Here is a 13444-nt window from a genome sequence, read left to right on the forward strand (position 1 = left end):
AGCCAAAATATATCGGAATTACATAATTATTTTATTAACCCAAAGTTTATCTACAAAAAAGCTTTGTGCAAAGGTAAGTTTATATTTTATGTAATTATACTAGACATCCGTAGCCCTTGTCGAATAGACTAAATAAATTTGAGTCCAGTGATATTAATATTTAGTCTTAACTATCTTCTGAGCGCACTTGTGATTTTTGCTTTGCGCTGTATCGTTAGGTTTCAACACTAACTACAGAACTAAATAATTAAGGTGTGCATTTGCAATTTTTACAAAAATCGCAATTTGACTTTAACAATGGGGAAATATAAAAGTAACATTTCCTCCCCTAACCATAGGCGAACAAAAAGGTAAGAATTGCCTTCGTGTTCCAATTATAGATTGTCTATGCAACTTAGTTATCTACCGCTTGCTTGGCTCAGTAACCTTGAGCAGTCTATTGTCAAAAAACAGTTGATTGTGAAGCCAGACACACCTTTGCCGCAAATCCTGGCATTGATGAAAAGAGCGATCGCCCCCATGCGATTGAGTTGCACAGCCTTTTTCAGGATAGTTCTGCAAGTGGAAAGCAACTCATGTCAGGCATAACTCCATTTTCTGTTTCTAAGCAACCACCACTGATTCTAGTAGCTGATGATGACAAAACCATCCGAGTATTGTTGCGTAAAGCTATGGAACAAGAAGGTTATCGAGTGGTCGAGGCCAATGATGGTAAGCAATGTTTAGATGCTTACGAGACTATCAAACCGGATATAGTTTTGCTAGATGCTATAATGCCTGTGATGGATGGTTTTACCTGCTGTAAGCACTTGCTCCAGATTGCTAGGAATAATTTAATCTCAGCCCTTGCAACCTTTGATATTGACTCAGGCCTTAATAATACGGTGATCTCTAAGATATGGGAGCGCACTCCCATATTGATGATCACATGCTTGGATGATGAAGAATCCGTAGACCGTGCTTTTGAAGCAGGGGCGACTGATTATGTCACTAAGCCAATTCACTGGCCTGTATTACGCCAGCGATTGCGTCGCCTGCTACAGCAAGCGCAAGTCTACAAACAGTTAGAGGCGGCAAACCAAGCTTTGCACCATCTCGCAAATGTAGATGGCTTAACTGAGTTGGCAAATCGTCGCCGTTTTGACGATTATCTCAATACTCAGTGGATTAATCTGGCACAAGAGGAATCTCCCCTGTCAATGATTTTGTGTGATATCGACTATTTTAAATTTTATAACGATAAATATGGTCATCCTGCTGGGGATGTGTGTTTACAAAAGGTAGGTGCTTTATTAAGCCTCAAGGCACAAAAACATCAGGATTTAGTAGCGCGTTATGGTGGCGAAGAATTTGCTGTGATTATGCCATACACCCCTGTATCTGGCGCAGTTCACGTTGCCGCAGCCATACAAGAGGGAATCAAAGATTTGCAAATTGTTCACGATGGATCTGCGGTGAGTCAGTATGTCACGCTAAGTATGGGCGTGGCTACTGTTGTGCCCACTTGGGAATCCTCACCTTCAGATTTGATTGCGCGGGCAGATAAAGCACTCTACCAAGCAAAGACTGGGGGGCGCGATCGCTTTGTCTCAAGTTCTTAGTTGTCATTAGTCATTTGTGAATGACCAATCTCTAAGAAGGATAAACTGGTAGTGTGAAGTGGAACCATGCTCCGTTATTGGGAGCAGAGTCTACCCAAATTTGACCATAATGTGCCAGGATGATGCGTTGACATAAACAAAGACCAATCCCGTAACCTTCTGTACCTTCATCCCGTTGTAGGCGGAAGTGATTTTCAAAGATGCGATCGCGATTCTCTACAGGAATACCAGGCCCAGTATCGCCAATACTAAACTGAACTTTTTGGGTAGTGCGATGCAATCCGGTAATGCTAATCTTGCCACCTTCTGGGGTATATTTGATGGCATTATCCAACAGATTCACTAGCACTTGGCGGATGCGTTCTGGGTCAGCATATACATAAGGCAAGTCATTAGGAATATCTGTTTCTACCTTTTGGGATTTGCCAGTGTAGCGATCGCACAATTCTTCTAGTACATCTAAGCACACTTTACCTAGCTGTATTTTTTGCGGTAGAATTGGAAACTCTGTATCTTTGCCACGACCTACCTCTAAAAGGTCAGCAATCATCCGGTCAATCACCTTAGTTTGATTGCGGGCTTGTTTTAATAAATGCGCTGTCATCGATGGCTTGAGGCGCTGGAATTGCCCCGTCTCTAAATTGTAATTAGATTGAAGAGTTTCGATGGCGATCGCGACAGCAGTTAGCGGATTGCGGAGATCGTGCGCCAGCATAGCAATCACCCGGTCTTTAAACTGTAGCTGCTCTTGGAGGTTATCTTTTTCCTGTTTCAAGCGAAAAATTTCGTCTGAGAGTCGGATTAGTTCCGCAGAAACAGCAACTGAACGAATAGTGGATTTGGGTGATGTCACCCTACCATTGTCGTCTATACGTTCTTGTAAGTCTTCCTGTACTTTTAAGTGAGCGTCTACAGCAGTTTGCCAGCGAGGCCACCAGTTTTTTAATTGCGCTATGATATTACTCCCAGCCAGAACCTGTCGTGGTTCGGGATGGATTTTGATTAAAGCTGGCGTTGCTATCAATTTAAAGTGTTCTGCTAAGTAAGGTTGTTGTCCAACATCGATAGTTTCAACTTCAAAACTATACTCAGCCTGCAATTCTTTTAAGTAAGCACGGATTCGCTGCACTTGTTGTCGGGACTTGGGTCGTCCATCGACAAATAGTAGCAGCTGGAGTGGAGCCTCAGAATAAATAGGCTGATCCTGGGAAACTTGCATGTAATCGTGTTTCAGCACTGGTAACAACCCGGCGACGCTTTACAGAAAGTAAAATAGATTGACGCTTGTCAATGGTCGTTGTTTTTTCTTCAATTTAATATCTATTTTAGATTCTTAATACTCCTATCAGTTCTGCGTTTTTGACATCATATATATTATTTTCAGCCTTTTGCCCCGTTTTAGTTAACTTCATCTCCAAGAAACACCCTTGTCCTTGAATATAAGTCTTAATTTGCCCTTAAGCAAAAATTTTCGCCAGAGCTAGCAGGTGAAAATTTTAATACTGTGTCAATTCGAGTACTTGACTTTAATAAGTAATCACCGAAGCAAACCTAGATGCTAATTGTATCTAATCTATCAGGAAGTTGTTAACTGTTTAGACCAAGTTTGTAGAGGGCTTTCTCAACCGTCAGTGCATCCGATGAAGTGTCTTTTTTGCCTCTACCCAATCCTAGTAATGATTGGGAAAACAGTCACAGCTAACTATGTAGTGTCTCTATAACTTGCGAAGCACACCGTCTGCCTAGCCTTCCTAAAAGAACCCCTACCCTATACCAGAAGAATAGGGGATGGATTGCCAAAGAGAAAACTTTAGATAAAATAGAGGCGATGCCTACGGCGGTAAACTACGCACTTTTAGAGAAAGCACTCACTGCTTTCGAGGCTGCCAAGAAACTCTTAACTATAGCACAAGTAGCACTTTCCTGAGAAAATCAATTTAGAGATACTAGAGAAACTGCTGCGAGACTTGACTGCTTTGCCTATCACCCCGGCCCCCAAGAACCACAAACTTACGCTAAGTTCCTGGAATTGCTTAATAGTGGCACTTTTCACCTATTGCCTTATTCAGCTTACCATCGTCAGATGAATAATTTCCAGAATGTATTGTCAGCTAGCGTTAGCGTTCTTTATCCATTCCCCTCTTTGGGTGAGGCTAAAGGGGGCTTTAGTCATAGTCTATCACTTGAGTTGCTTGGCGTAGGCAATGCCTGCCGTAGGCATCGCATACAACTAGTGCATCTAGAAGGAGATTAAAGCTTTTGCTAGCTACACTGTTCTTTGGTGAGTTAACAATCAGTTATCGGTACTAACTGAATATTCCCAGAACTCTCTAAAAATTTGATTCTCAATCTAGTGGTCTGTCCCATTAGTTATGAGGAGTGAAAAAGCTCGTAGTAAGGACTTTAGTCCTGGATTTTTAAGCACGCTTTGTGCTTACTACGAACTCCCTTAACCTGTCATAATCCCTATGAGCTTAGAGCATCCAAATGATAAAACTCTTATATAGCAGGTATTTCAGATTTTTTATATTTTTTTCCCAAAATGTTAGTTTGCCAGAATTTTAGGGAACTCTATAAATAAGCATGGGAATTATCAAAACCTAATGGCTGTAAAACAAAGACAATACGGTAGCTTTCTGCTACCGTTTACTCATTTTTAGAGATATCATCTTTACCAATAGAGACATTTACGAAGAAGACGCCGTGAGTCGGTAGTGTCTTTTGGTGATATTAAGAGGTAGAAAAGCAGAGGGGCAAAGGAAATGGGGTTTTTCAATATTCCATTCCCAAAGCCCCATTCCCCATTCCCCATTCCCATTTAATGAACAGTCTGCGCTAGGGTAGGAATTGAAACTCAATTTGTGATTTCCTGTGCTTCCCTGTAAACGTCCAGCTGTATTTCTAATTTGGGCTGTTCTACTAACTTCGTTAACAGCCTGTGCTAACAGTCCAGTCGCCAAAAACCTTGAGCAATCTTTGGCGGCAGATCCGAAGCTGGAAAGCAATCCAGTTGTCTTTGGAGAATCTCAGAGTAACCAACCGCAAGCACAGCAAAACGAATCAACAGTTCAGTTACCTGCTGATTTTCCTAAAGATATCCCACTATATTCCAATGCCAAACTACAGGAAGTTACACCTGCTAGCGGCTCAGAAAACAGAATCTCAACTCGTTGGTTGAGTTCTGATCCCAGCAACTTTATTGCTAGCTTTTATAGTAGCCAGTTTCAAACAAATAACTGGCAGATTTTGCAACAGCCAACAGATGATGCGGGAGGTGTGTTTGAGGCACGTCGTAACGATTTGCTGTTGAAAGTTTCCATTCAGCCTAAATCAGTTACTAATGGCACACCTAATCAACCCCAAACAGCCACCGAATTACTGATTGAGTACGTACCGAATAGTACCGCTACGGCACAACTTACCCCAACTACAAATCTTAACGAAACTACTAACGCCATTCCCCAACCAAAAGATCCACAGTTCATTGGGCCGATACCACCTGCAAACTTGGCAGCACAGCCACCAAGTACGGCTAATAACCAAACAACTCCTACAGCCACACCCGAATCTCAGGAATTCAACGATCTGAATAAGATACCGCAAGAATGGCGGCAACACATTCAAGACTTGGCTCAATTAGGTGTTTTATCCATAGAATCAAAGACAACCAAGAGCAACTCTACTACCACAACTAACCAGTTTGAACCCGGTAAAATTGTTACACATCGAGAATACGCTCGTTGGCTAATTGCTGCTAACAATGCTATGTATGCTAGCAATCCAGCTAAACAAATTCGCTTGGCATCAGAAACTACTCAACCAGTTTTTAGTGATGTGTCTACAAAAGACCCTGATTTTCCAGCAATTCAGGGATTAGCCGAGGCTGGGTTAATTCCCAGTCTTTTGTCTGGAGATTCTACAGTAGTTTTGTTTCGTCCTGATGCACCCCTAACGCGGGAACAGTTGCTGCTGTGGAAATTACCCCTTGATACTCGCCAAGCTTTACCCTCTGCTAACTTAGATGCGGTCAAACAAACCTGGGGTTTCCAAGACGCAGCGCGAATTGACCCCAAGGCTTTAAGAGCTGTGTTGGTTGATTACCAAAATAGCGAACAATCGAATATTCGGCGGGTATTTGGTTATACAACTCTGTTTCAACCCAAAAAACCAGTAACTCGTGCTGAGGCTGCTACAGTATTGTGGTATTTCGGCACTCAGGGTGAGGGTGTGTCGGCTGCTGAGGCTTTGAAGTTAAAGCAAAGTTAAAGTGATGTTTACGACGGGTTACCCTATGCAGCCTTAATTCCATCACAGTGTGTTAATATCAAGCACAAAAGCGGGTAATATCTACCTTTTGGCGTATAAAGTTTGCCATTTATTTGTAATATACTATTTTCTGAAAAAGGCTGTAAATATACTTAGATTTACAGCCTTTTTACCAGTGTTGGATAATTTTTAGGTATTAAGTAAGTACAAAAAAGTAGATAAATTTAACAAATATACTTAACTATAAAGTAACCGAAAAGACAATTTATAAGATTATCACTCTTTGATTACTTTCAAACAAACTAAAAAATACCACGGGTAAAACAAATATGAAAAAACAAGCTGTAGCAGTCGGATTTGTTCTATTTTCTTTCATGTTGCCGATCAAGGCCTCGGCTGCGAGTTTTGATCAGCTTTATGTATTTGGCGATAGTCTTTCCGATACTGGCAATATATACAATGCTACTGAGAAAACATACCCTTCAAGCCGACGTTACTTTGATGGACGTTTTTCCAATGGGCCAATCTGGGTAGATTATCTTGGAGATCAGCTAGGGTTAAAGCCTACTTTATTCACTACTATTCCTTCCACACCAATTGCTACCCAAGGGATAAACTTTGCCTTCGGTGGTTCTAGTTCTGGTTTAGATAATGCTGTTCTTGACAATAGAGGATTACCGGGGGTACTTAAACAAGTCCTGGGTTTTGCCGAAACTCTGCAAACAAATAATCAAACTGCTGATCCAAATGCACTTTATACATTGTGGGGAGGTGCGAATGATTTCTTTTTTCTAAACCCCGAAGACTCTACCACGCCAATCAATAATATATCCTTGGCGTTGAATACTCTGGTAGGAGTTGGCGCGAAAAATATTCTTGTATTTAACTTGCCAGATTTGGGACAGATACCAGCAGCTAAAAATGGTAATCGCAACCCTACAACCTTAAGCAAATCAACTAGTGACTTTAACTTGGGTTTAGCAGAAACTGTGAGCGCTTTGAGTCAAAACCCAAATCTCAACATCATCTCTGTTGATACTTATTCCTTATTGAATCAGGTTAGCGCATTGGGTTTTACGAATGTAACCGAGTCTTGCCTAGATAGGCAAGATATATGTGACCCAGCTAACAACAAGTTTCTCTTCTGGGACGATTACCACCCAACGACCGCTGGTCATAAGTTAGTAGCAGATACTGCACTGGCGGCGATTGAGGCTAAGTCTGTTCCTGAACCTGCGATCAACTTGGGGATTTTAGCCCTTGGTGCTTTTGGTGCGGTAGGAGTGTTGAAGCGTCAACAAAAAAGGTCAGCACTTATGACACCAGGTCGTGTTTTTGATGCACAATTGTCTCATACAACAGTTGAAAACTAAACTAACTGTATTGATGTGGGATTACGATCGCTTATTTGAAATTATTGAAGAATTAGTTATGCACCATTCTCCTAGTGGTGCAGAAGCTGAGATTAACCAGTTGTTGATGCAACGATTTGCGGCGCTGGGTGTAGAAGTCTGGTGCGATCGCGCCGATAATATTATTGCCAAGATTCCAGGGAAAAATCCAGACCGAGCGATCGCCATCACCGCACACAAGGATGAAATTGGCGCAATTGTCAAGAATATCGGTGATGAAGGTCGTGTGGAAGTCCGCAAGCTTGGCGGTTCTTTTCCGTGGGTTTATGGCGAAGGCGTTGTCGATTTACTCGGAGATAACGAAACCATTAGCGGTATTCTCAGCTTTGGTTCCCGCCACGTTTCTCATGAATCGCCCCAAAAAGTGCAGCAGGAAGATACTACTCTTAAGTGGGAAAATGCCTGGATTGAAACGAAGCTGACATCTGCTGAATTAGAAGCAGCTGGCATTCAACCTGGAACTAGAATGGTGATCGGCAAGCATCGCAAGCATCCAATTCGGTTAAAGGATCATATTGCTGGTTACACTTTGGATAACAAAGCCTCTGTTGCGATTTTGCTAGCTTTGGCTGAAAATCTGAAACAGCCAGTAGTTGATGTTTATTTAGTGGCATCAGCAAAAGAAGAAGTAGGGGCAATTGGAGCGCTATTTTTCACCCAAAATCAGCGTTTGGATGCTTTAATTGCTTTAGAAATTTGTCCATTATCTGAGGAATATCCTGTTAAAGATGGGCAAAGCCCTGTACTTTTATCTCAAGATGCTTATGGGATATATGATGAGGGGCTAAATGGACAACTGCGCCAATCTGCCAAGCAACTTGATATACCAGTGCAGCTAACGATACTGAGCCAGTTTGGTAGTGATGCTTCGATTGCCATGAAATTTGGACATGTTGGACGTGCTGCTTGTTTGGCATTTCCCACACAAAATACACATGGATATGAAATTGCTCATTTAGGAGCGATCGCTAACTGTATCGATTTGTTAAAATCTTTCTGCGAAACTGAGTTTGAGTGATATAAGGCTTTGATTTGAAGGAGCGATCGCATATCAACCCAAAATAGCGTGAATTTTTTTGGTTGTCGAAAATGTGCGATCGCATAGCAAAATTGTCCCTACTGTTGATGTCGTATGAGCGGCGACGCCGAATAGCCCGTCGCAGACATCGCCATATTTATGGATTAAGGATTAGATGTATAATCACCGAATGCTTCATATATTTATTTACTGGTTAAAACTCTTAAATGATTACCGTTACACCAGAGGAAATTAGTCAGTTTCGCAGCCAGTTGGCGGATAATCCCCAGGCTTTAGTAGCTTTGGATGCCATAGAAGAGTGTGAAGGCTATTTAGATGATGCAATTCCACTACTGGTTATGCGGGAAACTGCAAAGGAAGCAGATAGAGGATTGAATGATTGGTTGGAAAAAATTCGCCAATTTATCTGTCAAGAGGAAGTTAGAGAAGCTTTGGAATCTGGATTCATTGCTCCAATTATAGAACCATTAGCAGCTAGTGCAGGTATTCCTTTGGGTACGACGACTGCACTTAGCATATTGGTCTTTAAATTGGGCGCAAAACAGTTTTGTAAAGCACCTGAATCTGGTGCTTAAATTCCAGAAGCTGTAAATCCAGCCCAGTAGTAGGGATTTGCAAAAGGCAAAGATTGACGTTGCTTGATTAGTTTCAAAGATTCTTTAAATCTGATGCGTTGTCCTACTCTTAGTTGAGCCAGAACTTTTTCAATTTGGGCTTTGTGTTTCTCTAAAAATTGGTCTAATCCTTCGATAGTCAAATTTCGCAGCCATATTTGAGCTTCCTTGAGAGCTATAGCAATATCTCCTGCTTCCAGGTTATCAAGTTTGAATAAGTTTTCGTAGAATTGAATCATTAAAAAGCTGGTGGAAAGGTCATCTACTTTCCAGAGAGAACTGACAACACTAGGACTACCTGCTAATAGAAAACCGCTAGGTAAACCAATGTATTCGTCACTGGTATTGTTAAAATCAATCAATCCAGTTTCGCAAGCGGAAAGGGTGACGAGGCGACATTTTTCTAATTTGAGACTGAATATTATATCTAAAGTCAGGCATTTTTCTAAATCGTGGGTTTCCCCTGCTCGTAAATTCAGGTAACGTTCGGAGTCGGGTTTTGTTGGAGTGTCTGCGATGGGTGCATCTGCCAAAATTAAGGCTGAATTACCGGGGTTTGTTAAGTGAAAATACCCATGACAGCTAAAGTGGGCGCAATGGTAAGTGTTTAAGTCAGTATTATTAATTGCTGTGAGTGTCGCTGCTGTTTTTTTCAGAACGTTGGAAGTATTAAAGTAGCTTTGAATAACTTGTACTTCTAAATCGGTGTAATTCAGGTCTTCTGTGGGATTTTGAATCGCAAACAGGGATTGAAAATCAGGACGTTTGCGCTGTTGTACCTGTTGCAGTAGTTGACAACTGGGTGCATAGCTGACACCGCCAGCAAATAAATCTAGAAGACAAGACGAATTTTCAGAATTTTGATTTATTGGAATTGCATGAAGGGGGAATAAGTGCAGGAATCGATGGGGAATTAGGATGAGTTTATCGCAGTGCTTTGGTATCTGGGTTAATATTTCATCAATGTGCAGAATCGAGGCTAATTCTTTGAGTGCTTTCCCTAAGTTATTTTGCCATTGGTCTTTTTGACCGTAGTAATTCTGCAAATATTGATTTACCCAATCATACAAATCTTCCCAGTCTTCTGGTTGGGATTGCCAAACACTTAACTCTCCTTTTTTTGTGGCAATAAATGCCAGAATTTTATCGTTGAGAATATACCACTCGATAATGGCTGTATGCTCATCCAAAGAACCTTGGAAGGAGTCAAATTTGAAACCATAACCGACAGGTAAGTAGCGGTTTTGCAATTCATTACGCTGGTTTCGCAACTGTTGGAGATGTTGTGCAAGGACTTTGGAATTTTCAGCTTTGCCATTTTGGATTTGATATTGTCCTACGGCTATTTCATCCCTGTATTTTTCTAATTGAGTGAATACTTCTGGAGGAAAGATGGTTTTAGAGTCGCGTTCGAGAATTTGTTCAACTAAATTGCGAGTTTTACTACGCTCAACATATTCAATAGCTTCGGTAATCTTATTTAATTCTCTGCAAACTTCTACCATGCGCCTATAAAGTTTGTTCCATTCTTCTGCTTGTTTGCGTTTGCTTTCATCGCCAGAAATAATTTCTCCTCGTAATGATTCGACTATTCGGATGGCAGAATTAAAGGTGGCATAGGCTTTAGTTAACTGTTGTGCTTCTTGATAGAGAATACCAATATTACATAAAGTTAATACATGATTGTGTGGAAAGCTCGTACAGGTGAATACTTCTAAAGCATTGGTACAGAATTCGATGGCTTTTTCAAAATTTTCTCTTCTATCCTCCTGTATTTTTTGACGGTAAGCGTTCCCTAAATTATTCTGCGTCATCGCCCATAGCTCTGGAAAATCAGTGCGGCTAAATACTTCCAATACAACAGAAAAGGTAGCGATCGCATTTTCGATATCTTCTTTTCTATCTTCCTGTACTCTGTCAAGGTAAGCATTTCCCAAATTATTTTGCGTTATTGCCCATTGTTGTGGAAATTCAAAGCGGGTATATACTTTTAAAGCGGCAGTATAAGCAATGATCGCATTTTCGATATTTTCTTCTCTATCTTTCCCTTGTCTTTCAAGGTAAGCATTTCCCAAATTATTTTGCGTTACTGCCCTTTGCGTTACTGCCCATTGTTGTGGAAATTGAGAATGGGTTATGACTTCTAATACTTTAGTATAAGCTTTTATAGCACATTCAATATTTTCAATCGGGTTTCCTTTAACTCTATATAAATAAGCATTTCCTAAATTACTTAGCGTTTTTGCCCATTCTTGTGGAAATTTAGAGTAGGTTATTATTTCTAACGATCTGGGAAAAGTTTTAATAGCATATTCCCGATTTTCTACTCTATCTCCCTGTATTCTCTGAGAGAAAGCAATGCCCAAATTATTTTGTATCATTGCCCATTTTAGTGGAAGCGCAGTGTGGGTAAAGATATTTAGGACTATTTCATAGCCAGCAATTGCAATTTCTATGTGACTGGCTTTGTCTCCCAAGGGTAATTCTCGAATCAGAGTACTCAAATCATTAATATCTGACGCGATAGATTTGCTTTCATCTGGTTCTGCTTGTGTCAGTTTATTTTGTGCCCAAGCTCGGAATACTTTTGCAGAAATATTATCGAATTTTTTGATATTTGCTATAAGTATTCGGAAAACTACTTGCACGTTATCTCTACTATCTGATGTTACTTTCAGTACTTGCTCTAAAAAATTTAAGTATTCTTTTTCTATGGCAGTCGATGATAATTTAGTATAAACCCCAAGTTGCTGCCCTGCTATATTCATTAAACGATTAGCTAGGTCTAATTCGCTCTGCTTTAGCAAATGACTTGCTCTTTTTAGCATCTTTTGTACTAAGGTATCATCCAGTAAATTTTGATTTGCTACTAAAATTTCTAGGATTTCATCGTGACTACGGCAATTCAACAGGCTTTGAATGAGGTTGAAATAGGCTTGCTGACGCTGTTCGTTCATGGGTAAGAGCGTGAGAAATCACACTATTATAGTGTGTGAAAAATTTAACACCACTACCCCAGATTCTGGGAAAGTATAGATAGAGCTTCATCATAGGGGATATTTTCCTGATGATCGTCTCACCCTACATCTACATTCAACAAAAAACTAGTTACTGAAGTTTTTAACATTATCTCTTAATTCTTGATGAATGCATTGGCGTAGCCCAACCCAGGCATCGCTTAGTAGCTGTTTCCGGTAACAGGACGATGCGATCGCTTAATTGTTGATGAATGCGATCGCAATTGTTATTTCCGCGTACGCATTTATCGATTTGGCGAACGCAATTGTTATTTCCGCGTACGCATTTATAGATTTGGCGATCACAATTATAGCGGTTCTCGCTTAGGTGCAGCACATTTTTGACCTCTCTCCAAACCTCTCTCCTAAAAGGAGAGAGGCTTTGAATCTTACTCCCCTTCCCTACAAGGGAAGGGGTTGGGGGTTAGGTCTGTATCGCACTCAAGCAGAAACCGCTATATTATTTAGGCGATCGCTATATCTCCCAATCCTCAATCAACAAGTTATTAATGCGTTGGAATTCTCTAGTGTTATGGGTGATGAGGGTTAAGTTATTTGTCAGGGTGATGGCGGCAATTTGTAAGTCATACGCGCCAATGGGAGTACCTAATGCTTCTAGTTGAGAGCGAATTGTTCCAAACGTCGTTGCTGCTAAATCGTCAAAGGGTAGTGATGTAAATTGGGCTAAAAATTGTTGTTGTAAAGTAAGATTACGTTGTGGTTTGGCACTTTTCATTGCACCATAAAATAGTTCAGCTTTGACGATTGAGCAAACGGCAATATCTTTAGTAGCAGTGGATTCTAGTTTCTGTTTTAAGGTGGAATTTTTACCTCGCATATAGATAATGCAGGTGTTAGTATCGAGCAGGAATTTCACAAGATTGGTTCGCGTTCTGGTTGTTGTCCTTGGGGATGACGGAAGAAGGTTTCATCTTGGATACATCCATAAAATTGAGGCAGGGGATATTCTGTTATTTCGGTTGGAGTTGCTGGTTGTAGGGACTCAATGAGGGTTTTTAGTAATCGAGTAAGGTCAAATTCTTCGGGTAATTTAGCCACGGGGGATTGACGGAATAATTCTGAGATTTTGCTTGTTTGCACAGATTGGGTGTTGTTATTGTGTGTAGTCAGGCTTTGTGCCAGGAGTTGGATAATATACAATTTATCGTCAGGTGAAAGCTGAAGGAGTTGTTGTTCGAGTTCTGGGACAACCATGATGTAGCTTAGGTGGAGGATAATTTCATTTTACTTTCATAATCAAAAGTTAATCTAGCTATGCTGCGGTGGTCACTGACTTGTACTGAGCTTGTCCTGAGCGTAGTCGAAGGGCGGAGTCGAAGTAGCTTGTCGTACCCTTACGGGGAAGCAAGCTACGCGCAGCGTCTCGTAGAGAAGTGCGGGCGACGTCAACGCATTTATAGATTTGGCGATCGCATTTGTTATTTCGGGGTTCGCAATTGCTATTTCGGGGTTCGCAATTGCTATTTCGGGGTTC

At 40.9% G+C, this 13444-nt stretch carries 11 protein-coding genes; 6 read left to right on the plus strand and 5 right to left on the minus strand.

Annotated elements, in window-relative coordinates; all coding sequences use genetic code 11:
• The first annotated feature begins 387 nt into the window (after positions 1-387).
• Positions 388-588, plus strand: a complete 201-nt coding sequence (locus ACFFAP_RS27925) for a hypothetical protein (protein ID WP_375514279.1) — start codon at positions 388-390, stop codon at positions 586-588.
• Complete coding sequence (locus tag ACFFAP_RS27930) at positions 576-1601, plus strand: diguanylate cyclase domain-containing protein (RefSeq protein ID WP_375514280.1); 1026 nt, start codon at positions 576-578, stop codon at positions 1599-1601. The genes ACFFAP_RS27925 and ACFFAP_RS27930 overlap by 13 nt, the downstream gene beginning before the upstream one ends.
• A gap of 31 nt (positions 1602-1632) precedes the next feature.
• Here the strand turns inward: ACFFAP_RS27930 and ACFFAP_RS27935 are convergent, their stop codons facing one another.
• Entirely contained in the window at positions 1633-2838 is a 1206-nt protein-coding gene (locus ACFFAP_RS27935) for a histidine kinase (RefSeq protein ID WP_375514281.1), read from the minus strand.
• A gap of 1634 nt (positions 2839-4472) precedes the next feature.
• On the opposite strand from ACFFAP_RS27935, the gene ACFFAP_RS27940 reads away from it, so the two are divergent.
• The 4 genes from ACFFAP_RS27940 (at position 4473) to ACFFAP_RS27955 (ending at position 8893) form a co-directional block, all read left to right on the plus strand.
• Positions 4473-5867: an S-layer homology domain-containing protein gene (locus tag ACFFAP_RS27940; RefSeq protein ID WP_375514282.1), complete on the plus strand. Its 1395-nt coding sequence runs from the start codon at positions 4473-4475 to the stop codon at positions 5865-5867.
• Between the two features lie 329 nt (positions 5868-6196).
• The gene (locus ACFFAP_RS27945) at positions 6197-7240 is read left to right on the plus strand and encodes an SGNH/GDSL hydrolase family protein (protein ID WP_375514283.1); all 1044 of its coding nucleotides are present in this window, start codon (positions 6197-6199) and stop codon (positions 7238-7240) included.
• 13 nt (positions 7241-7253) lie between these two features.
• Positions 7254-8297, plus strand: a complete 1044-nt coding sequence (locus tag ACFFAP_RS27950; RefSeq protein ID WP_375514289.1) for a M42 family metallopeptidase — start codon at positions 7254-7256, stop codon at positions 8295-8297.
• A gap of 227 nt (positions 8298-8524) precedes the next feature.
• Positions 8525-8893 (plus strand): hypothetical protein, encoded by a 369-nt coding sequence (locus tag ACFFAP_RS27955; RefSeq protein WP_375514284.1) that lies wholly within the window; start codon positions 8525-8527, stop codon positions 8891-8893.
• Here the strand turns inward: ACFFAP_RS27955 and ACFFAP_RS27960 are convergent.
• From ACFFAP_RS27960 to ACFFAP_RS27975, 4 genes are all read right to left on the minus strand, one after another.
• Entirely contained in the window at positions 8890-11889 is a 3000-nt protein-coding gene (locus ACFFAP_RS27960) for a CHAT domain-containing protein (RefSeq protein WP_375514285.1), read from the minus strand. The two genes, ACFFAP_RS27955 and ACFFAP_RS27960, sit on opposite strands and share 4 nt — an antisense overlap.
• A gap of 535 nt (positions 11890-12424) precedes the next feature.
• Positions 12425-12826, minus strand: a complete 402-nt coding sequence (locus tag ACFFAP_RS27965; protein ID WP_375514286.1) for a type II toxin-antitoxin system VapC family toxin — start codon at positions 12824-12826, stop codon at positions 12425-12427.
• The gene (locus ACFFAP_RS27970; RefSeq protein WP_375514287.1) at positions 12823-13164 is read right to left on the minus strand and encodes a hypothetical protein; all 342 of its coding nucleotides are present in this window, start codon (positions 13162-13164) and stop codon (positions 12823-12825) included. Before ACFFAP_RS27970 ends, ACFFAP_RS27965 begins: the two co-directional genes overlap by 4 nt.
• Before the next feature lie 58 nt (positions 13165-13222).
• On the minus strand, positions 13223-13444 hold a 222-nt coding region (locus tag ACFFAP_RS27975), incomplete at its 5' end, for a hypothetical protein (protein ID WP_375514288.1).

Source organism: uncultured Nostoc sp. (assembly GCF_964245575.1).
In the GTDB taxonomy this organism is placed as follows: domain Bacteria; phylum Cyanobacteriota; class Cyanobacteriia; order Cyanobacteriales; family Nostocaceae; genus Nostoc.